The organism is uncultured Salinibacterium sp. (assembly GCF_963974405.1).
Lineage (GTDB): Bacteria > Actinomycetota > Actinomycetes > Actinomycetales > Microbacteriaceae > Rhodoglobus.
On sequence record NZ_CAXBBH010000002.1, the window covers coordinates 245,952 to 267,353 of the forward strand.

The window sequence follows — 21,402 nt, forward strand, 5'->3', positions numbered from 1 at the left end:
ATGACGATTGAGTCGCAATCAATTGACTGGGATGCGCTCAGGCTCGTCGCCACAGAGGCCCTCACTCACGCCTATGTTCCCTATTCGAAGTTCCCGGTTGGTGTCGCAGCAATTGTCGACGACGGCCGGGTAATTTCGGGGGCAAATGTGGAGAATGCGTCGTATGGGCTCACTCTGTGCGCCGAGTGCGCTTTGGTGTCGTCGTTGCATATGACGGGCGGCGGAAAGCTCGTTGCTTTCACGTGTGTCGATGGCAAGGGCAACGCCCTGATGCCCTGCGGCCGCTGCCGTCAGTTGCTCTTCGAGCACTCTGCTGAAGGAATGTTGCTCGAGACTGTGTCGGGCATCAAAACGATTGACGAAGTAATTCCCGATGCTTTCGGGCCACGCACGCTTGAGGAGTACCACGGTGAATAACAGCCAAGACGCTACGCAGGTTGAACGTTTCGACGTCGTTGACCTTATCCACACCAAGCGTGACAAAGGTACGCTCACGACGGACCAGATCAACTGGCTCGTGGATGCCTACACTCGCGGCTATGTTGGCGACGAGCAGATGGCTGCCATGACAATGGCCATCTTCATCAACGGTATGGAGCGCGAAGAGATTCGCGACCTCACACTCGCGATGATCGCCAGCGGTGAGACGCTGAGCTTTGAGGGTCTCGGCAAGCCGACAACCGACAAGCACTCCACGGGCGGTGTTGGTGACAAGATCACTCTGCCCCTCGCTCCTCTCGTGGCGTCATTCGGTGTTGCTGTGCCGCAGCTTTCTGGCCGTGGCCTCGGCCACACCGGGGGAACGCTCGACAAGCTGGAGAGCATTCCTGGCTGGCGTGCTGACCTCACAAACGAAGAGTTCTACGCGCAGTTGCGTGGCGTTGGCGGAGTTATTTGCGCCGCAGGCTCGGGCCTCGCTCCGGCAGACAAGAAACTGTATGCCCTTCGCGACATCACCGGAACCGTTGAAGCAATCCCGCTCATCGCATCCTCGATCATGAGTAAGAAGATCGCAGAAGGCACTTCGGCTCTCGTGCTCGACGTCAAATTCGGTTCTGGCGCCTTTATGAAGGATGCTGCGCGCAGTCGTGAGCTTGCGGAAACTATGGTGCGATTGGGTAAGGACGCCGGCGTCAAGACGGTCGCTCTTCTCACTAATATGAACGTGCCTCTTGGCCTCGCTATCGGAAACGCCAACGAAGTACGCGAATCGGTCGAGGTGCTCGCGGGAGGTGGCCCCGCCGACGTTCGTGAACTCACGATCGCGCTTGCTCGGGAAATGCTCGCGCAAGTTGGTCACGAAAACGCCGATGTTGAGGCTGCTCTCGACAACGGGCAGGCAATGGATGCCTGGCGCGGCATGATCAGCGCCCAGGGTGGAGACCCGGATGCGGCCCTTCCGCAGCCCAAGGAAAGCCACGTTGTTGTCGCGGACCGCGATGGTGTTCTCGTTGAACAAGAAGCGCTACCCTTCGGTGTCGCTGCGTGGCGTTTAGGCGCTGGTCGAGCGCGCAAGCAGGACCCTGTTCAGCACGCGGCAGGCATCGATCTTCATGCGAAGCCGGGCGATACGGTGCGCAAGGGCGAGCCACTCTTTACGATGCACGCTGACGAGCCTGCTCGTTTTGAGCGCGCGCTTGAATCGCTTGAGGGTGCTTACCGCATCGGTGATGAGGGAGATGCTGTGCACGATGGTGGTCCGCTGATCGCCGGACGCATCGACTAGCACGAGCATGGAGCCTGCGCAGGGGTCACGCCCCGCACAGGCTGAACGAGGACTCTCATTTGCTGACGTAAAGTTGGACAAATGACTACAGCGGATGAGTCCACCGCGGGTGCTGCCGAGGCCCTAGACGATAAGAACAAGTGGCGTGCCTTTTGGGTGTGCGTTGTCGTTGCAGCAATTACGATTCTCGACCTGTCGAAGGTCAATGTCGCATTGCCGTCGATCGAGAATGCTCTGGGAGCAAGCTCCACTCAGCTGCAGTTGATCGTTTCTGGCTACGTATTGACGTTCGGGCTGATCTTGGTTCCCGCTGGCCGACTGGGGGACCAGCGGTCGCGCAAGACGCTGTTCCTGATCGGTCTGACACTCTTTACGCTAGCCAGTGTTGCCTGCGCGGTTGCGCCGACGGCCGAGCTGCTGCTGGCAGCGCGCCTTCTGCAGGGCGTTGCGGCGGGCATCCAGATGCCTCAGGTTATTGGTCTTATTCAGCAGTTGTTCCGCGGTCCAGAGCGTGGTCGTGCCTTTGGTTTGTTCGGCGCGATGATCGGTATCGCGACCGCATTCGGTCCCACTCTCGGTGGCCTCATGATTGCTCTCGGTGGCTCCCAGGATGGCTGGCGCTACATCTTCTGGATGAACGTACCGCTCGGCATCATCGCGCTTGTACTCGCGTGGCGCATTCTCCCTGCGACGTCGAAGTCAGGCTACGGCCGCCTCGATCTCGACCCGATCGGTATTGCCATCTTTGGCGTCACAGTGTTGGCACTCATGTGGCCCTTCCTGTTCACGACGGGAGCGCCGACGGATGATCCCAACCGCTGGTGGTTACTCGTGGTCTTTGTGCTCGCCGCTGCAGCATTTGTCGCGTGGGAGCGTCGCTACGCGGCTGGAGGCCGCGCACCTCTCGTTCCGCTGAAGCTCTTTCGCGTGGGCTCATTCCGCAATGGAACTCTGCTCGCCACCGTCTACTTTGCCGCCATGCCCGCGATGTTCCTGCTGACGACTCTCTACTTGCAGCTCGGTCTCGGTCTCGAGCCCGTATTTGCCGGAATGGTGACAATCGGTTTCGCCCTCACGAGCGCATTCTCATCCTGGCGGGGTGGTCTCCTGGTCGAGCGGTACGGTCGCTCGCTCGTCGTCGTCGGCCTAGCAATCTTGCTCGTCGGGCTCGGCCTCCTCATGGCCGCCGCCATTCTTACCCCGCCATCGATTACGCCGTTCGTGATGGCCGCAGCCTTCCTTATCGGTGGTACCGGCGGCGGGCTGGTGATCTCGCCCAACCAAACCCTCACGCTTCATGACATCCCTCCCGTTGAGGGTGGGCTTGCTGGATCCGTGGGTCAGCTTGGCCAGCGCATCGGCACCGCAATCGGCACCGCCGTAGCGCTTTCCCTGTTCTACTCCACGCTCTACAACGAGAGAAACAGCGGCCAAGGAACGGTCGAGCTCTACCACCACGCTTACGGCGTCGGGATGCTCTCGGCCACCCTGTTCTTCGCCGTCGCGATGTTCATCGGCGTCGTTGACCTGGGCGCGCGAAAGCGTCGCGCGCGGCAGGCCGCTCAGGCCTAAAGTTGCGGATCGCCGATGCGCTCTAGGGCATCGACAACGAGCCCCCAGAACTTGGCGTGGTCGAGGTTGCGGGCTACCTGAGTGGTGCAATCGGCGGGAGCCGGCGCGCGGAAATCAGCCACCGTCATACCGAGCGTGAGGGTGCCAGCGAGTTCGACATCCAGTGGCACCGTGACGACCTGCATCACGGTCGGGTCGATAACGAAGGCGACTGCGCACGGGTCGTGAACGGGCGGGTGGTCGAATCCTTGCGCATCGCGGTAAGTTTCGCCGAAGAACTCGAGCAACTCGCCAACGAAGCGGGCAGGGCCGGTGCCGACGGCGGCGATGGATGCGGCAACTGTGTCTGTCGCGAGTGCTTCATGAGTGAGGTCGAGGCCCACCATCGTGAGCGGCCAGCGCTCGTTGAAGACGATGTGCGCAGCCTCGGGGTCGATGACGATATTGAATTCGCTGGTTGCACTCCAGTTACCGACGTTGACGCCGCCACCCATGAGAACCACCTGTTTGACGCGCTCGGCAATGCGGGGTTCTTTGCGCACGGCAAGAGCAATGTTGGTGAGGGCGCCGGTAGGCACGAGCGTTACGGTGCCGGGTTCGTGACTCATGACGGTGTCGATGATGAAATCGACCGCGTGCCGGGCATCCAGTTCGATAGTTGGTTCGGGGAGAACAGGCCCATCGAGCCCTGATTCGCCGTGAATGGACTCGGCGACTTCGATCTGGCGAACGAGCGGGCGGTGGGCGCCGCGGGCAAAAGGCACATCGGTGATGCCGGCGACGCGAGCGATGGCCAGAGCGTTGCGGGTGACTTTCTCGATGGTTTGGTTGCCCATGACCGTGGTGACGCCAAGCAGGTCAATGTCGGGGTTGCCGTGGGCGAGCAACATCGCAATCGCGTCATCGTGCCCAGGGTCGCAGTCGAGAATGATTTTTTCAGCCATACCGGAGAGCATATATGAAAACTGTCTTCATATATGTAGAGTGGCGTCATGACCGACGAATTGATCGCCCGCGCCGCCGCCCGCTTGACGTGGGTTCGATCCCGCATGGCCCTGCTCGCTGAAGTGCGCGAGCAGTTCGCCATCAGCAGGCCGTTCGCTGGTCACCGCATCGGCATGTCCTTGCATCTCGAACCCAAGACTGCCGTGCTGCTCGAAACTCTTGCGGCAGGCGGAGCGGAAATCGTCGCGACGGGAAACCATGGCTCAACCCAAGATGACGTCGTAGCTTTCTTGCGCGACCAGGGGATGACTATCTTCGGCGCGCGCGATGACACTCTTGAGCAACACCGTGCGAACGTCGCGAGTGTCGTGGCGGCCGAGCCAGACATTCTCCTCGACAACGGGGCAGACCTCGTTGCGGGAATTGTGGCGGCCGGGCGCGGTGCCCAGATTGTAGGTGGCACAGAAGAAACCACCTCCGGAGGTTACCGATTGCGTGACGAACTTGCTGATCAGGTGCCCTATCCGGTGATTGTGATCAACGACAGCCCACTCAAGGCAATCGGGGAAAACAAGCATGCGGTTGGCCAATCAGTGGTCGAGAGCTTTATGCGCATCACTAACTTGATGATTCCTGGGCGTCGCTTCGTTGTTGCCGGATACGGCTGGTGCGGCCGTGGAGTCGCTCACTATCTCCGGGCACTCGGCGGCAAAGTCGCGGTCGTCGAAGTTGACGAAATCAAGGCCTTCGAAGCGGCACTCGATGGCTACCGTGTGGCTGATGTGCTCGACCTTGCCGAGTGGGGCGAGGTGTTCATCACCGCCACCGGGCATCCACAGGTCTTGGGCACGGAATTCTTTGAGCGCGTAGCTGATGGCGCGATGCTCGTGAACTGTGGCCACTTCCCGTGGGAAATTGACGTTCCAGCACTGCGCGAGCTCGCTACGGGTAGCACAGAAATTGACACCGCAATCGAGCGACTTGATCTTCCGGGCGAGCGCCATGTCACTCTTCTCGCCGATGGCCGCATGATGAATCTCGCTGGCCGTGAACCCAAGGGCAACTCGATTGAGTCGATGGACCTCGGATTCTTGTTGCAAGCGCTCTCCCTTGAGCGCGTTGCCACCGCAGCCGACACCCTTGTCGCTGGTGCGCAGCCCGTGCCTGACGCGATCAACCGCGAAATTGCACGGCGGATGCTCGCCACGATGAAAGCTGATCGCTAATGTCGAAGGCTCCTGATAGCGCAGCGCCGGGCTATTCCGCACCCGCGCTCGACAAGGGGCTCGACATTCTCGAATTGCTCGCGGAGACCTCCGGTTCACTCAGTCAATCGGAGATAGCAGAAGCAACCGGGCGCAGCACCGGCCAGATCTTTCGAGTGCTCTCCACGCTTGAGCGGCGGGGCTACATTTTTCGCGACAGACAATCGGGGCTCTATGTTCTCGCGATGAAACTCTTTGAGCTTGCGCATCATCATCCGCCATTGCGTGGGCTCGTCAGTGTCGCTCTCCCGATCATGCAGAATCTCGCGGAGGCGGCGCGACAATCGTGCAACCTTGCCGTACTTGACGGCACAGAAGTGCGGGTCATCGCCCAAGTGGAGTCGCCTGCCGACTTCGGTTTTCGGGTGCGAGTGGGAGCAGGCTTCGACATCGCAACCACTGCTACCGGCGGCGTACTTTCGTCACCCGCCGCGCAATCGCCAGAAGCGTCAATGCACGCAGACACGTTGCAGCCGGGAATTACGGATGTCGTGGCACCAGTATTCGGTGCGAACGACATTGTCGTCGCGGCTCTGACGGTGCCATATGTCGCCACAACGTTCAGCGAAGTTGACCCGGAGAGTGTGCGGCTTTTGGCTACCGCTGCGGCAAAAGAAATCTCTCTACTTCTGAACGAGGAAGCTGTCACAGGAACGTAACGTCATGCAGCAGAACCTCAGGGCGCTTTCAGCGATTGGCACGGTAGATTTGTAGGCATGAACGCCGCTGTTGAGAATCTCGTAATGCCCGGAGGCGGCGCAAGCATCACCGCGCTACCCAAGATCTCCTTGCATGATCACCTTGATGGTGGACTTCGCCCTCAGACAATTATTGAGTTGGCCGACGAGATCGGGTATCAACTTCCCGAAAACGACGTCGCGAAACTGACGTCGTGGTTCGCGGACCAGTCCGACTCGGGCTCGCTTGTCGACTACCTCAAGACGTTCGATGTCACGATTGCCGTCATGCAAACCGTTGATGGTCTCAAGCGGGTGGCGAGCGAATTCGTTCACGACCTCGCGGCCGATGGAGTCATCTATGGCGAAATCCGTTGGGCACCCGAACAGCACCTGCAGCAGGGCCTCGATCTCGATCAGGTTGTCGCTGCGGTTCAGCAGGGACTCGAAGAGGGAGTGGATGCCGTGCGCTCAAGCGGGCGCAGCATCCGAGTTGGTCAGCTTCTTAGTTCTTTGCGCCACACTGAACGCGGCACCGACATCGCTGAACTGGCCCTCCGCCACCGCGATCGCGGTGTTATCGGCTTCGATATTGCGGGACCGGAAGCAGGTTTCCCGCCTAGTCGCCTGCGCGGCGCTTTTGATTTGCTCGCCCACAACTACCTGCCCGCCACTGTGCACGCGGGCGAAGCGGATGGTCTCGACAGCATCCGAAGCGCGCTCTTTGATGGCAGGGCGCTTCGCCTTGGTCACGGTGTGCGGTTGGCAGAAGACATCACGATCGCCAACGAAGACGACGAAAACACGTATGTCACGCTCGGTGATCTGGCCCAGTGGGTGAAGGATCGCGAGATCGCCCTTGAACTGAGCCCGTCGTCGAACCTGCAGACGGGGGCGATTGAGCAGTGGGGCGACGAAATGATCGATCATCCATTCGACTTGCTCTACCAGCTCGGATTCCGGGTGACGGTCAACACCGACAACCGCCTCATGAGTGCAACAACTCTCAGCCGCGAGCTCGCGTTGCTCACTGAAGCCTTCGGCTATGACCTCACGGACCTTGAGGTTTTCCAGATTAACGCCGCTGCGGCAGCATTCTTGCCTATTGAAGAACGCGAAGAGCTGTCCGAGGCCATCAGCGTCGGTTTTGAGAGAGCGTAACTATGTCACTTCCTCCGCTGCCCGAGTCAGCGATTGAAATCGGCGCCGTCGCCAAAGATTGGCGCGCCGCAGTGGCGCTGTCGGGTGAAGCCCTCGCCCGCTCTGGTTCGGCTCGCCCCGGCTATGCCGACGAAATGATTCGCATGATTGAAGATCACGGCCCGTATGTCGTGATCGCGCCGGGTCTCGCACTGGCTCACGCTCGCCCCGGTCCGCAAGTGATCACCAATGGCCTGTCGATCGTCACTCTCAAAGAACCCGTGCGGTTCGGCCACGCGCACAATGATCCCGTTCGGGTAGTGCTCGGTCTCGCGATTTCAGAAGCCGGCGCACACTTGGCTGCCGTTGCGGCTGTCGCGAATATTTTCAACGACTCTTCGGCAATCGACCAGTTGGCTGCCGCGACGACTGCCGCTGAAATCCAACGCATTATGGGAGTGAGTCCGGAATGAAAATTGTGACCATCTGTGGTGCTGGTATCGGCAGTTCTGGTGTTCTCAAAGTCAACGCCGAGCGGGCATTGCGGGCCCTTGATCTCGAGGCGACCGTTGTCGCCGCCGACGTCAGCACAGTGCGCACCGTCGCTGCAGATGCGCAGATCATTCTCACGAGCCAAGAGTTTGTCGAAGCAATCGGCAAAACCAACGCTGACGTCATCGTGATCGTCAACCTTTTCGATACCTCAGAGTTGGCGCAAAAACTCGAGGATGCGCTCGGCTAAACGAGAAGCTCCCGCATTCCCGCCTCTAGCGCGCTTGCTACCGATTCTGCGGCGGCCTGTCGATCGGCACCGTCACCTTCTGTGCTCGACGCATCGACGTAAAACTTCAGCTTGGGTTCGGTTCCGCTAGGGCGAACGATTACACGAGATCCGCCCGCAATCTGAAGACGGATGATGTTGCTCGGCGCGAAACCGTCAATACCATTCTCGAAGTCATCAAACGACTCCACCGCAAGCCCCCCGACGCTGCTGGGGGCTGCAGCCCGCAATCGAGTCATTGTCTCGCCAATTTCAGAGATCTGGGCGAAGCGCAGTGAGACCTGACGCGAAGCGAAGGCTCCGAAGCGTGCAGTGAATTCGTCAAGGCGATCAAGAATTGTTGAGCCCTGCGCCTTGAGCTCGGCGGCGAGAGACAGAAACTCGACCGAGGCCGAAATGCCGTCTTTGTCGCGAACCTTGTCGGGGTCGACGAGATACCCCAGCGCCTCTTCGTAGCCGAAGACGAGGCCATCAATGCGAGAGATCCACTTGAACCCCGTGAGGGTGTCGGTGTAATCCATGCCGTAGTCGGCGGCGATTGCGCGCAGAGCAGGAGACGAGACGATGGATGCCGCGAGCACTCCGGTGCCGTTCGCGCGTTCCGCTGCCCGCCACCCGAGCAGCATGCCCACTTCGTTGCCGCTCAAGCGACGCCATTCGCCATCCCGGCCCGGAACGGCGACAGCAAGACGGTCGGCGTCAGGGTCGTGGGCGATAGCGAGATCGGCTCCCACTTCGCGTGCCTTCGCGAAGCTGAGATCCATAGCGCCTGGTTCTTCAGGATTAGGGAATGCGACCGTGGGGAAGGCTGCGTCGGGGTTCGCCTGCTGCTCCACGAGGGCGGGCGCCGGGAATCCGGCCTTCGCATACACAGCCTGAGTGGTTTCCCACCCGACACCGTGCATTGCCGTGTAGGTATATACGACATCAGTGACAGAGCCAGCGAGAGCCGAAGTGCGGGCGATGTATTCGTCAACAACACCATCGTCGGTGGTCACGAAGTCGGTGGAACGAGGCAACTCAGAAATGGAGCTCTTAGCGACCACATCGATAGCGTGCGCGATCTCGGTATCCGCCGGCGACACAATCTGCGAGCCCTGATTGTCGCCGCCCAGGTAGACCTTGTAGCCATTGTCGATGGCAGGATTGTGGCTCGCGGTGACCATCACGCCGGCGCTCACCTTGAGGTGACGTACCGCGAACGCCAACACGGGCGTCGGCAGCAGCCGCGGCAAGAGAATGGCACGCACACCCGCACCGGCCATAATCGTGGCGGTGTCGCGCGCGAAGACTTCGGAATTCACTCGACCGTCGTAGCCGATCACGATGCTCGGGCTCTGCTCATGAGTGAGTAAATAGGCGGCAAGTCCCGCAGCCGCCTGAGTGACCAGAACCCGATTCATGCGATTGGGGCCGGCACCCAACTCGCCGCGCAACCCGGCCGTGCCGAACGCGAGTCGCGAATCGAAGCGGTCATGCAGGCCGGAGATTGCGGCCTCGTCGCCGTTGACGGCATCCGTAATCAGAGCTTCAAGTTCAGTGTGCGTAACGGCGTCAGGGTCTTGCTCGAGCCACGCGTTGGCAGCGGCAATCAGGTCGTCGGTGGTGAGTGCGTTGTCGCTCATAGTGAGGTCACAATCCGCGCGAGGAGGTCGCTAATCTGCACTTCAGCATCTTTTCCTGCCTGAATTACTTCTTCGTGGCTGAGGGGAGTGGTCTGGATGCCGGCGGCGAGGTTCGTGATGAGCGACATTCCCAAAATTTCCATGCCGGCTTGACGCGCAGCAATCGCTTCGAGAGCCGTGGACATTCCGACGATGTGCCCGCCCATGGTCTTGGCCATTTGCACTTCGGCCGGGGTTTCGTAGTGGGGGCCGCGGAACTGCGTGTACACACCTTCATCGAGACTGGAATCGATCGACTTGGCGATCTCGCGCAGTCGCTTGCTATAGAGATCAGTGAGGTCGATGAACGTCGCGCCTTCGAGGGGCGAATCTGCCGTGAGATTGAGGTGATCGCTGATCAGCACGGGGGTACCGGGCTTCCACGTCTCTTTGATGCCACCGGCACCGTTGGTGAGGATCATGGTTGCGGCGCCTGTCGCGGCAGCGGTGCGAACGGAGTGCACAACGCGACGAACGCCGTGGTTCTCGTAGTAGTGCGTGCGGGCGCCGATGACGAGGGCGCGTTTGCCGCTCGGCAAGAGAATTGAGCGCAGTGTTCCGACGTGGCCCTCGAGCGCTGGCTTAGAGAAGCCGGGGATGTCCGAGGCAGGAATTGTCGCGGTAGTTTCACCGATCAGGTCGGCAGCTTTGCCCCACCCGCTTCCGAGGGTGAGGGCAATGTCGTGCTTCTCGACTCCTGTCGCGGCTGCGATTGCGGCAGCGGCTTCTTTCGCGACCTCAAACGGGTCTGCGGTGGGGTCGTCGAGGGGGTTTGTGATGGGCGACTGTGACATGGAATCCACTCTAAACGGTGAGTCAGTCAACGCGCCGAGGTATCCGATGCGAATCTGAGCACAGGAGTGCGCGTGTCGCTGCTGTTGAGGGGCGATCGGAAGCTGTGCTCACATCTGTGCGTCGACGGTTTGTCGCTGGGGCAGAAGAGCGAGAGAATGTTCGCATGGCCTATGAGTTCGAGCGCACCCAACGAATTGCAATTCTCGGTGGTGGCCCCGGTGGCTACGAAGCAGCCCTTGCGGGCGCTCAGCTGAGAGCCGACGTTACTCTCGTCGAGCGAGCGGGTGTCGGTGGTTCGGCAGTGCTGACCGACGTCGTGCCGTCAAAGACGCTCATCGCGACCGCTGAAGCGACGAACGCGATTCGGGATGCCGCTGACCTGGGCGTGCAGTTCTACTCGCGTTCTGAATCCGGTCGCGCGGTGCGTCCCGAGATCACGGTGAACTTGGCCGCGGTCAACGCGCGACTTATGCGCCTCGCCCGTCAGCAATCAGACGACATGAAGTCGCAGCTCATTAAAGCGGGCGTGCGCATTATCGAAGGCGAGGGTCGCCTCGATGGCCCCCAGCGCCTTGTCGTCTCGACCGGCAAGGGCAAGGCCGGTACCGATTTTGACGAAGTGGATGCCGACACGGTCATCGTCTCCGTCGGGGCCCGTCCCCGCGTGCTCGAATCCGCGATGCCTGACGGCAAGCGCATCCTCACGTGGACTCAGCTCTACACGCTCGACGAAACCCCCAAGCACCTCATCGTGGTCGGTTCGGGTGTTACCGGTGCCGAGTTCGCTTCGGCCTACACGGCTCTCGGCGCCAAAGTCACCCTTATTTCTTCGCGCGATCGTGTGCTGCCCGGCGAAGACGAAGACGCTGCTCGCGTGATTGAAGACGTATTCAAGCGCAACGGCATGACCGTTCTCTCAAAGTCGCGGGCAGAATCCGTGAAGACCACCAAGGATGGCGTTATCGCCACTCTGCAAGACGGCACGACAGTTGAAGGATCGCACTGCCTCATGGCGGTTGGCTCGCTGCCGAACACAGAGGGCCTCGGTCTCGAAGAGGCGGGCGTGCAACTCACGGAATCGGGTCACATCCGCGTCAACCGTGTCGCGCGCACGTCGATGCCGTCGATTTACGCTGCCGGTGACTGCTCCGATTTCTTCCCCCTCGCTTCTGTCGCCGCAATGCAGGGCCGCACCGCCGTTTTCCATGCGATGGGAGACGGTGTTACTCCGATTGAACTGCGCAACGTGGCATCCAACATCTTTACCCAGCCGGAGATCGCCACTGTCGGCTGGTCGCAAAAGCAGATTGAAGATGGCCTCGCCCAGGGCACTATTTACAAGTTGCCGCTCGCCTCGAACCCACGCGCAAAGATGATGGGCATCAAGGACGGCTTCGTGAAGCTCTTCGCTCGCACCGGCTCCGGCACCGTGATCGGTGGCGTGGTTGTGGCACCGAACGCTTCTGAGCTCATCATCTCGATGGCGCTCGCGGTAGAACACCGCCTCACGGTCGACCAGATTGCGCGCGCTTTTTCCGTGTACCCGTCACTGACGGGCAGCATTACGGATGCCGCACGCGCAATGCACGTCGTCCACTAGCCTGCGGGCGCTGGCTCTGCCGCGCTCTGGCGTTCTTGGAAGGCTAGCTCTTCGGCTGACGCTGCTCCTTCTTTCAGTTCCATGACGTGTTCAACGAGCTTCGTGGCGGTCTGTTCATCGATCACGAGGTCGGTGATGACGCCCGCCCGCAGCGCTGCGAGCAGCGGAACGACCTTGTTATCGCCGGCCACACCACAGATGCGGCGGGGGATCGCACGCAGTTCTGCCGGGGTGGGGCCGGTTGCACGTGCGTTCATCGAGAGGTCTTCATAGCTGCCATCTTCGCGAAGGAAGATGGTGCACACGTCGCCCACAATGCCTTCACTGTCGAGCGTTTCGATGTCGCCCGCTTCGAGGTAGCCGGCGGAGTAGACGTGGCTGGGCACTTCACCGGCGATGGCGCCGATCGAGAAGAGCGCAATATCCGCGCGACGCTGGTATTCGAGCACGCGCACAATTGACCGCTCTGACCACATGGCATTGCGTGTTTCGGCGTAATCGAAGAACGCCGGCACTGGGAATAAGTGCACTTGGGCGTCGAACGCGTCGCCGAAGTTGGCGATGAGGTTGCCGGCATATTCCACGCCCGAGGTACGAACGTTGGCTGCTCCGTTGAGCTGCACGACGGCGCTTCCGCGGGTGGGTTTTTTGCCCAAATGGCGCGAGATTGCGGCCAACGTGGTGCCCCAGGCCACGCCCATGATCATGTCGGAATCGAACCAGCCGGTGACCATTCGAGCGGTGGCTTTCGCTACCTGCTCGAGCCGTTCTGTCTCGTCGGCAAGGTCAGCGACGGGCACGACATGGGTGGCGATTCCAAAGCACGTTTCGATCTTTTTCGCCAGGCCCGGGCCCCGCGTGGGGGTGGGGCGAAGCGTGATTTCTACGAGGCCGCTATCGCGGGCATCCCGCAGCAATCGGGACACGCTTGAGCGGGACATGTGTAGGTGGTTCGCAATGGTGTCCATCTTGATGTCTTGCAAGTAATACATCGACGATGCGGCCAGCATTGCCTCTTCGCGTTCCATAACGTCCATCCTTGCACGTTCGTGCAGATGTGCTGCTCAGTTTGTCATTGACCCTAGCTAGCGTAATACGCTGCTGAGCAGTGGATCATCCCAGAAGATTCACAGCCGCCCTCGGCGGTAACCACCACCACACGATAGAAGAGCAGTGTTCATGGCTGACCAGTCCCTCACCCGCGAAACCCGCGACAGCGCCATCCAGCGTCTTATGGAGAGCGCAGAGCCGGGGCGTGAACTTGACGTTCTCGTCATCGGTGGTGGAATTACCGGCGCCGGAATTGCTCTGGATGCCGCCACGCGTGGTCTCGACACCGTCGTCGTTGAGTCCCAAGACTGGGCCGCCGGCTCTTCCAGCCGCGCCAGCAAGCTCATCCACGGCGGGCTTCGCTACCTGCAGATGCTCGACTTCAAGCTCGTGCACGAAGCACTCACCGAGCGCGACCTGTTGCTGAACAATGTGGCACCGCACCTCGTGCGTCCGCTGCCGTTCCTGTACCCGCTGCGCCACCACGTGTGGGAGCGCGCCTTCGTCGGCGCCGGAATTGCTCTCTACGACTTCCTCGCTTCGGTTACCGTCAAGAGCACCTCGGGCAAGCGCAGCGTTCCGTGGCACCGCCACATGTCGCGCAAGCAGCTCGCTGCTCGCTTCCCCGGCCTGGCTCACGATGCGGCTGTCGGCGCGATCGAATACTGGGACGCCAACGTCGATGATGCTCGCTACGTCGTGAGCGTCATCCGCACCGCTTCGGCTCACGGCGCCGGCGCCGCTAACCGCATGCAGGTCGTCGAGATCACGAAGAACGATGAGGGTGTCGTCAACGGCGCCGTCATGGTTGACCTCGAAACGGGAAAGACCTTCCCCGTCCGCGCCAAGGCCGTCATCAACTCCACCGGCGTCTGGACCGGCGAGACTCAAGCTCTCGCCCACGAAAGCGGCGGACTCAAAGTTCTGGCCTCCAAGGGCATCCACATTGTTGTTCCTCGCGAACGCATCAAGGGTGAAGCCGGCCTGATCCTGCAAACTTCCAAGAGCGTGCTCTTCGTGATTCCCTGGTCACGCTATTGGGTCATCGGCACTACTGACACTCCGTGGAAAGAGAACCTTCTCAACCCTGCGGCAACCGCCGATGACATTGACTACGTCATTGCCGAAGCCAACGCAGTGCTCGCAAACCCCATCGACCGCACCGACGTTATCGGCACCTGGGCGGGACTTCGCCCCTTGCTGCAGCCGGGCACGATGGAGGGCACAAACTCGGCCAAGGTCTCGCGTGAGCACACTGTGGCGTCGCCCATCCCGGGCCTCACGGTTATCGCTGGTGGAAAGTTCACCACGTACCGCGTGATGGCGAAGGATGCTGTTGACTTCGCGATCGGTAAGGACGCGGCCAAGGCCAACCCTTCCACCACCGAAACTGTCGCACTGTTGGGCGCTGAAGGACTCGAGGAAGCAACCGCCGGTGCCGCAGCACTCGGAGCGACGTTTGGCTGGAGCGATCAGATGATCGACCACCTGCTGCACCGTTACGGCGCGAAGATCTCCGAGATCGCCGCCATCGCTGAAGCCGAGCCGGAGATGGCCAAGCCGCTGGCGCAAGCCTCCGCTTACCTTCGTGCCGAAATCGCCTACGCGATCACCCACGAAGGTGCCTTGCACCTCGAAGACCTCATGGTTCGTCGCACCCGCATGAACTACGAGTACCTCAACGAGGCAATGGCCGCTGTGCCCGAAGTGGCAGAGATTGCCGCGAAGCTCCTCGGCTGGGATGAGCAGACCACCGCTCACGAAGTCGCGGTCTACACCCAGATGGCGGAGGCCGTAGCTGCTGCTGCGCTCACCCGCGATGACGAAAGCGCATCAGACGTGCGCGAAGCAGCACCGCAAATCGTGCCGCTCGTCACCCCCGCAGCACTCGAATCAAAGTAACCGAACTACTGGATTTGGGCGCGCAAGCGCCTCACAAAGTACAGACGATCAATGGAGATACGCCGACGATGACACAGTACATACTGTCGATTGACCAAGGAACGACGAGCTCGCGCTCGATCATCTTTGATCACGACGCGCGTATCGTTTCGAGCGGTCAGCTCGAGCACGAGCAGATTTTCCCTCGTGCCGGTTGGGTCGAACACGACCCGATGGAGATCTGGGACAACGTTCGAGAGACCGTCGGGCTGTCACTCTCGCGGGCAAACTTGACCTACCAAGACATTGGCGCGGTCGGCATCACCAATCAGCGTGAAACCACGGTGGTCTGGAACAAGACCACGGGTATCCCGGTCACGAATGCGATCGTCTGGCAAGACACTCGCACCCAGCACATCATTACCGAGCTTGCGGGCTCCGAGGGGCTCGAAAAGTACAAGGCCATCACGGGCCTGCCGCTGGCACCGTACTTCGCCGGCCCCAAAGTCACGTGGATCTTGCGCTACATCGACGGAGCTCAAGAAGCCGCTGACCGCGGCGAGCTACTCTTCGGCACGATCGACACCTGGCTGCTCTGGAACCTCACCGGCGGTGTCGACGGGGGAGTGCACGCGACCGACGTGACCAACGCCTCTCGCACCATGCTCATGGATCTCGACACTCTCCAGTGGCGCGAAGACATCGCAGCAGACATGGGCATCCCGATGTCGATGCTGCCCGAGATTCGCTCCTCGAGCGAGATCTTCGGCCACTGCCGCGACCACGGTTCGCTGCCTGGAGTGCCCATCGCGGGCATCCTCGGCGACCAGCAGGCGGCGACGTTCGGCCAGGCCTGCTTTAGCGAGGGAATGGCCAAGAACACGTACGGCACTGGCAACTTCTTGCTGCTGAACACCGGCAACAAGCGCGTTCACAGCAATAACGGCCTGCTCACCACCGTCTGCTACAAGATCGGCGACGCCGCCCCCGTGTACGCGCTTGAGGGTTCGATCGCTGTCACGGGGTCGCTCATCCAGTGGCTGCGAGACAACCTCGGCATGTTCTCCGACGCTCCCGATGTCGAGCGCCTCGCGCTCGAAGTCGAAGACAACGGTGGCGCCTACTTTGTGCCCGCCTTCTCTGGACTCTTCGCCCCCTACTGGCGACCGGATGCTCGGGGAGCCCTCCTCGGCCTCACCCGTTACGTCACCAAGAACCACATCGCTCGTGCAGCGCTCGAAGCCACCGCGTACCAAACGCGCGAGGTCATGGACGCCATGAATGCGGATGCCGGAGTCGACCTCGCGGAACTCCGCGTCGACGGCGGCATGGTGGCCAACGAACTTCTCATGCAGTTTCAGGCTGATCAGCTGGGCGTGGATGTCATCCGCCCCCGCATCACCGAAACCACCGCTCTCGGCGCGGCATTTGCCGCCGGCATCGCGGTCGAGTTTTGGGGCAGCGAGCACGACGTGCTCTCCACCTGGAACGAAGACAAGAGGTGGAAGCCGCAAATGGCTCGCCTCGAGAGAGATCAGCTTTACCGCAACTGGAAAAAAGCGGTAACCAAGACCATGGGCTGGGTTGATGAGGACGTGGAGACCTGATCTGCCTGATTTACCCATGACGGGCGTGCTGTCAGTCACGTCCATAACCACACAGCAATCGATACCCACGAAGGGGTAGGGAATCAATGAAAACCTCGTTAGTAAAGAGGAACAGCTTTTGGCTCGTTCTCTCGCTAGTCATGATGTTGGTCACATCTATCGGTGCATCCATCGTTCAAACCGGTGCAGGCTCAATCAGCGTGAAGGACATGCGCTGGGAGACCTCGTCGGGCCAGATGATGAGCGCACTTCTCTTCAAGCCAGACACCGCGACCGTCGACAACAAGGCTCCGGCCATCGTGGTCAGCCACGGTTGGTGGAACAACCGCGAAATGCAAGACGCCAACTACGTTGAGCTTGCACGCCGTGGGTACGTTGTTGTATCGATCGACATGTACGGTCACGGCAACTCATCGCCGCTGACCACCGACCTCACGCTCGGCGGAACCGGTATGTACGACACCGTGAAGCTCGTTGCTGACTTCCCCTACGTGGACACCGACAAGATTGGTGTGAGCGGTCACTCGAACGGTGCGCGCGCAGCAAACTTCTCGACCGTGATCGACAACGCCGCTGACGAACAGCTCATCTCGGCCATCCTGCTCGTCGACAACGACGCTGTGTACACGGATGCCGAAGCTGAGAACGCGTACTTCAACCTGTACGGTGCCCGCGATGTCGGCATCGTTGCTGACCAGTACGACGAGTTCTTCTTCCGCAGCTACAGCCCCGAGGGCGAAGTTCTCACGCCGCCGCGCGAGTACATCGGAACCCCGAACGCACAGTCGTTCCTCCACTTCGGTGCAAACCCGGAAGAAGTTTCCTCTGACGTTCGCGAAGCGAGCGAGTTCTACACCGACTCTGTCGAGGGTGAGGATGCTCTCCGCATCGTTTACACGCCAGCAGAGAACCACCCGTGGGGAACCATCTCCAAGACGACAGTCGGCAGCCAGATCGAGTTCTTCCAAGAAGCATTCGGCGCTCCCAACGAGATCGCAGCCGGTTCGCAGGTGTGGCAGGTCAAGGAGACCTTCACGCTCTTCGGACTGATCGGCTTCGGAATCTTCCTGCTCGCCTTCACGCGTGCACTGCTCTCGACCCGCGCCTTCACTGGACTGCGCGCTCCTGCCGCAGCAGTGGTGCCCGCAACCCGCAAGGGACTCGCCTGGTTCTGGGGCGGACTGGTTGTTTCGGCAATCATCTCCGGTTGGAGCTGGTTGATCCTCGCTAACACCCCGTGGGTGGGCGCGATCGCGTTCAACGCTGTTCAGTTCTTCATGCCTCAGGGCGCCGTGTTCTTCGTAGCCTTCTGGGCCGCGGTCAACGCGATTGCCGCGATCATCATCATGGTGATCTCGTACCTTGTCTTCGGACGCAAGAACGGTCTCGACCTTCGCGCATCCGGAGTACTGCCTGGCTGGAAGAAGTTCTTCCACGGCCTCGGTCTGTCGTTTGTCGTCGTTGTTTCGGCCTACGCGATCGTCTTCGTGCTCGACTACTTCTTCAAGACGGACTTCCGCTGGTGGGTTGTCGCCGTCAAGGCCTTCACTCCTGACAAGGTCGGCATTGCGCTCATGTACCTGCCGCTCTTCGCGATCTACTTCGTTGCGAACTCGGTTGCGGTCAACGCCTTCAACCGCTTCTCCATCCGCGGCAAGGAGTGGATCAACACGGCACTGCTCGCGTTCTTCAACGCTCTGGCACCCATCGTTCTCGTCGTTGCTCAGTACACCAACTTCTTCACCACGGGGTACACGATCGACGGCTTCGGCGGAATCTTCAGCATCTGGCTCTACCCGGTCATCCTCATCCTGGCCGTAACCGCAGTCATCTCGCGCAAGATCTACCGTGAGACGAACAACCCGTACATCGCCGGCTTCATCAACGCGGCAATCGTTACCCTCATCTCGGTAACGAACACGCTCACCGCAGCGTAAGTACACCCACTCCGATCAACTGATCGGCTCCAGCAGCGCCCCGGTCTCCATCGTGACCGGGGCGCTGTTGTGTGCGGCGCGACTCGGTCTAGCTCGCCTCGACCGCGAGCCCCGCATCCGCCCCACCGCCATCTGGCGGGTGGCTGCCTCAGAATCGTGGAATAGCGGATGCCCGGCTACGGTTTTGCCTACAGACGCGATCGGCGTCTCAGCGAAAGGGAGCTCGTGAATCAGCAGGTTCAGTTTGGACTCGGCACATTTGGCGACGTCACAGTAGATGACAACGGTGCGCCACTCAGTCAGGCGCAGGTCATCCGCAATGTGGTGGCCGAGGGAGTGCTGGCCGACAAGCTCGGCATCGATTACTTCGGTGTGGGCGAGCACCACCGCGATGATTTCGCGATCACTGCTCCCGAGACAGTCTTGGGCGCGCTCGCTGCTGCGACCACGAACATCCAGCTGGGCTCGGCCGTCACGGTCTTGAGCTCGGATGACCCCGTGCGCGTTTACGAACGCTTTGCCACCGTGGATGCTCTGTCGAACGGCCGCGCGGAGATCATTCTCGGTCGCGGCTCATTTACCGAATCGTTCCCGCTCTTCGGCTACAACCTCGCCGACTACGAAACGCTCTTCTCCGAGAAGCTCGACCTGTTCTCTGAACTCATCAAGGAAGAGCCGGTTACGTGGTCGGGCACTCTTCGCGCCGGCCTGAAGAACCAAGGAGTCTTTCCGCGCACCGAATCTGGCTCGCTCAAGACCTGGATCGGCGTCGGCGGCAGCCCCGAATCTGTCGTGCGTGCGGCTCGCTACGGGATGCCTATGGTGCTGGCGATCATCGGCGGCCAGCCCGAACGGTTCGCGCCCTATGCGCAACTGTTCCACAACGCCCTGGCCGAGTTGGGGCAACCCGACCTGCCCATCGCTGTTCACTCGCCCGGCTACATCACCGACTCCGACGACAAGGTAGTGGAGGAGATGTGGCCGCACTACAAGACCATGCGTGACCGTATCGGCCGCGACCGCGGCTGGCCCGAGTCGAGCGTTGATGAGTTCATCGGCGAAGTGAAGCACGGCTCCATGTACGCCGGATCGCCGGAGACCGTGGCGCAGAAGATAGCGAACACTGTCTCTGCCCTCGGCATCCAGCGATTCGACATGAAGTACAGCGCAGGAACCCTGCCTCACGAACGCATGATGCGCAGTATTGAGTTGTACGCCACCGAGGTCATTCCTCGGGTGCGAGAGTTGCTGGCTGAGAAGGCCTAGTCGGCCTTCGACTCCTCGGGGGTAGTGGTGGCGGCTGCGTCGGCGTTTGCCGTCGCTGTCTCAACCGTGCCTGTCTCAACCGGTGCGGATGTCGCGGCCGGTGCTGCGGAGGTCGAACGTCGGCTTGAACGCAGTGCCGTTCGCACGATCACTACGATGGCACCGCCGACGATCGCGAGAAGAACGAGCCACGGCAGCAGCACTCCGAGCAACACGAGTAGGCCGGAGAAGAAGGCGACGAGTGCTGCCCATCCGGCCGCGAGTCCGTCAAGGAACGTGTTGGGCTCGGTGGTGGGGGCATCCGCTTCGGAGACGAGGCTGAGCGTGAGCGTTGACATCGCAACCTGATCATCGAAGTACCGCTTCTGCGATTTCAAGCTCTCGAGTTCCCCCTGGCGGCTAGAGATTGCGGTCTCCAGTTGGATCAACGTTTCGGTGTCGCTTGCCTTCGTGAGCAGAGCGAGCAAACGGTCGACCGACGCTTCGAGAGCCGTGATGCGCGCTTCCAGATCGCGCGACTGCATCGTGACGTCCTGGGCGTTGGTGGAGACCTCTTGCAGTTCTCCCAGTTCCTTGAACTTGTCGAGCGTGGCGGTGAGGTCGGATGCCGGAATGCGCAGCGTAAGGGTGGAGCTGCCCCGGTTGCCTTCCGACGGCGCATACTCGTTGCGGCCGTCAACGCGACCACCCACAGATTCGGTGATGCGGATGGCTTCGGCGGTCGCTTCATCGGGGCTCACTACTGTCACGGCCATGTAGCCCGTAGTAATGACCTCGCGGCTGATGTCGGACTCATTCGCGAGAGCGCCGTCGGCGGCGGGGGCGCCAAGCTCTTGAACGTCGCCGGACGTGCCGGACCGCCCCTCGATCGCCTCGTCAACGAGATACTCCGACGACTCGCTCGTCGAGAGATCGCTCATCCCGGCAGAACAGCCCGAGAGAACGAGTGCGGAAAATGCCAGTGCTGTGGTGATCTTTAGTGTGCGCCTCATGTTTTCAATGTAGGGCTGCGGGATGCGGAAAAACTACCCAACGTTTGTCACGATTCGAGCGTCACCACCTGATCGTTATCGTTCGTGAGCTCCGCGCGCGGTGGGCGTGAGCTTGACGTTTTCTGAGAGCACACTTGGGGTTCTATGGAAAATTCGATGCCGCTGGCACGCCGCAGATATCGTGAAATGGTGCCTCACAGCGAGGCACTGAAAGACACGGATTACTTACACAAGGAGGAATCATGGGTCTCATCGATAACGCAAAGGATGCCGGCGAAGCCACCGCAAAGAAGGTCGGAGAGTTCGTCGACGACACCAAGGAGCGCGTCAGTGACGCAGCCGACCAGGCTGAGGCCGATGCCGAAGTGAAGAAGGCAGAAGCCGACCTCGAGCGCGCGAAAGCCGAGAGCGAAGCCACCGAAGCGAAGAACGAGTACAAAGAGAACCTTCGCTAAATTGGTTCGCTAACTCAGCATCCACCCGTCTGGGACTGGGATACTGAAT

At 60.7% G+C, this 21,402-nt stretch carries 19 protein-coding genes; 14 read left to right on the forward strand and 5 right to left on the reverse strand.

The window, feature by feature from the left end:
• The 3 genes from AACZ26_RS09590 to AACZ26_RS09600 all read left to right on the forward strand — a co-directional run bounded on the left by AACZ26_RS09590 (position 1) and on the right by AACZ26_RS09600 (position 3,298).
• Positions 1–417 (forward strand): cytidine deaminase, encoded by a 417-nt coding sequence (locus tag AACZ26_RS09590; protein WP_339621089.1) that lies wholly within the window; start codon positions 1–3, stop codon positions 415–417.
• On the forward strand, positions 374–1,726 hold the full coding sequence (locus AACZ26_RS09595) for a thymidine phosphorylase (RefSeq protein WP_339621090.1): 1,353 nt from the start codon (positions 374–376) through the stop codon (positions 1,724–1,726). The genes AACZ26_RS09590 and AACZ26_RS09595 overlap by 44 nt, the downstream gene beginning before the upstream one ends.
• A gap of 81 nt (positions 1,727–1,807) precedes the next feature.
• A complete protein-coding gene (locus AACZ26_RS09600) occupies positions 1,808–3,298 on the forward strand; it encodes an MFS transporter (RefSeq protein ID WP_339621091.1) in 1,491 nt (496 codons plus the stop codon).
• Here AACZ26_RS09600 and AACZ26_RS09605 read toward each other — a convergent pair.
• Positions 3,295–4,242, reverse strand: a complete 948-nt coding sequence (locus AACZ26_RS09605) for a nucleoside hydrolase (RefSeq protein WP_339621092.1) — start codon at positions 4,240–4,242, stop codon at positions 3,295–3,297. The two genes, AACZ26_RS09600 and AACZ26_RS09605, sit on opposite strands and share 4 nt — an antisense overlap.
• A 48-nt stretch (positions 4,243–4,290) precedes the next feature.
• Here AACZ26_RS09605 and AACZ26_RS09610 point away from each other — a divergent pair, with 48 nt between their 5' ends.
• The 5 genes from AACZ26_RS09610 to AACZ26_RS09630 are packed head-to-tail and all read left to right on the forward strand — an operon-like array spanning position 4,291 to position 8,067.
• On the forward strand, positions 4,291–5,469 hold the full coding sequence (locus AACZ26_RS09610; RefSeq protein WP_339621093.1) for an adenosylhomocysteinase: 1,179 nt from the start codon (positions 4,291–4,293) through the stop codon (positions 5,467–5,469).
• Positions 5,469–6,167, forward strand: coding sequence for an IclR family transcriptional regulator (locus tag AACZ26_RS09615; RefSeq protein ID WP_339621095.1), 699 nt, complete (start codon positions 5,469–5,471; stop codon positions 6,165–6,167). The genes AACZ26_RS09610 and AACZ26_RS09615 overlap by 1 nt, the downstream gene beginning before the upstream one ends.
• A 57-nt stretch (positions 6,168–6,224) precedes the next feature.
• Positions 6,225–7,346, forward strand: coding sequence for an adenosine deaminase (locus tag AACZ26_RS09620; RefSeq protein ID WP_339621097.1), 1,122 nt, complete (start codon positions 6,225–6,227; stop codon positions 7,344–7,346).
• Between the two features lie 2 nt (positions 7,347–7,348).
• The gene (locus AACZ26_RS09625) at positions 7,349–7,798 is read left to right on the forward strand and encodes a PTS sugar transporter subunit IIA (RefSeq protein ID WP_339621098.1); all 450 of its coding nucleotides are present in this window, start codon (positions 7,349–7,351) and stop codon (positions 7,796–7,798) included.
• Positions 7,795–8,067, forward strand: a complete 273-nt coding sequence (locus AACZ26_RS09630) for a PTS sugar transporter subunit IIB (RefSeq protein ID WP_339621099.1) — start codon at positions 7,795–7,797, stop codon at positions 8,065–8,067. The genes AACZ26_RS09625 and AACZ26_RS09630 overlap by 4 nt, the downstream gene beginning before the upstream one ends.
• On the opposite strand, the gene AACZ26_RS09635 is transcribed toward AACZ26_RS09630, so the two are convergent.
• Positions 8,064–9,731, reverse strand: coding sequence for a phospho-sugar mutase (locus tag AACZ26_RS09635; protein WP_339621101.1), 1,668 nt, complete (start codon positions 9,729–9,731; stop codon positions 8,064–8,066). The genes AACZ26_RS09630 and AACZ26_RS09635 overlap by 4 nt on opposite strands.
• Positions 9,728–10,564 carry a purine-nucleoside phosphorylase gene (locus AACZ26_RS09640; protein WP_339621102.1) on the reverse strand — a complete coding sequence of 279 codons (837 nt, stop codon included), beginning with the start codon at positions 10,562–10,564 and terminating at the stop codon, positions 9,728–9,730. Before AACZ26_RS09640 ends, AACZ26_RS09635 begins: the two co-directional genes overlap by 4 nt.
• Before the next feature lie 164 nt (positions 10,565–10,728).
• Here AACZ26_RS09640 and AACZ26_RS09645 point away from each other — a divergent pair, with 164 nt between their 5' ends.
• Positions 10,729–12,165, forward strand: coding sequence for an NAD(P)H-quinone dehydrogenase (locus tag AACZ26_RS09645; protein WP_339621103.1), 1,437 nt, complete (start codon positions 10,729–10,731; stop codon positions 12,163–12,165).
• On the opposite strand, the gene AACZ26_RS09650 is transcribed toward AACZ26_RS09645, so the two are convergent.
• Positions 12,162–13,202: a sugar-binding domain-containing protein gene (locus tag AACZ26_RS09650; protein WP_339621104.1), complete on the reverse strand. Its 1,041-nt coding sequence runs from the start codon at positions 13,200–13,202 to the stop codon at positions 12,162–12,164. The genes AACZ26_RS09645 and AACZ26_RS09650 overlap by 4 nt on opposite strands.
• A gap of 142 nt (positions 13,203–13,344) precedes the next feature.
• Here AACZ26_RS09650 and AACZ26_RS09655 point away from each other — a divergent pair, with 142 nt between their 5' ends.
• The 4 genes from AACZ26_RS09655 to AACZ26_RS09670 all read left to right on the forward strand — a co-directional run bounded on the left by AACZ26_RS09655 (position 13,345) and on the right by AACZ26_RS09670 (position 19,906).
• The gene (locus AACZ26_RS09655) at positions 13,345–15,117 is read left to right on the forward strand and encodes a glycerol-3-phosphate dehydrogenase/oxidase (RefSeq protein ID WP_339621106.1); all 1,773 of its coding nucleotides are present in this window, start codon (positions 13,345–13,347) and stop codon (positions 15,115–15,117) included.
• A 68-nt stretch (positions 15,118–15,185) separates the two neighbouring features.
• On the forward strand, positions 15,186–16,703 hold the full coding sequence (glpK, locus tag AACZ26_RS09660) for a glycerol kinase GlpK (RefSeq protein ID WP_339621108.1): 1,518 nt from the start codon (positions 15,186–15,188) through the stop codon (positions 16,701–16,703).
• An 86-nt stretch (positions 16,704–16,789) separates the two neighbouring features.
• Positions 16,790–18,640 carry a CocE/NonD family hydrolase gene (locus tag AACZ26_RS09665; RefSeq protein ID WP_339621110.1) on the forward strand — a complete coding sequence of 617 codons (1,851 nt, stop codon included), beginning with the start codon at positions 16,790–16,792 and terminating at the stop codon, positions 18,638–18,640.
• 225 nt (positions 18,641–18,865) lie between these two features.
• Positions 18,866–19,906 carry an LLM class flavin-dependent oxidoreductase gene (locus tag AACZ26_RS09670; RefSeq protein ID WP_339621111.1) on the forward strand — a complete coding sequence of 347 codons (1,041 nt, stop codon included), beginning with the start codon at positions 18,866–18,868 and terminating at the stop codon, positions 19,904–19,906.
• Here the strand turns inward: AACZ26_RS09670 and AACZ26_RS09675 are convergent.
• Positions 19,903–20,898 (reverse strand): DUF4349 domain-containing protein, encoded by a 996-nt coding sequence (locus AACZ26_RS09675; protein WP_339621113.1) that lies wholly within the window; start codon positions 20,896–20,898, stop codon positions 19,903–19,905. The genes AACZ26_RS09670 and AACZ26_RS09675 overlap by 4 nt on opposite strands.
• Before the next feature lie 242 nt (positions 20,899–21,140).
• Between AACZ26_RS09675 and AACZ26_RS09680 the strand changes: the two genes are divergently transcribed.
• On the forward strand, positions 21,141–21,353 hold the full coding sequence (locus tag AACZ26_RS09680; protein ID WP_100389586.1) for a hypothetical protein: 213 nt from the start codon (positions 21,141–21,143) through the stop codon (positions 21,351–21,353).
• Positions 21,354–21,402 lie beyond the last annotated feature (49 nt).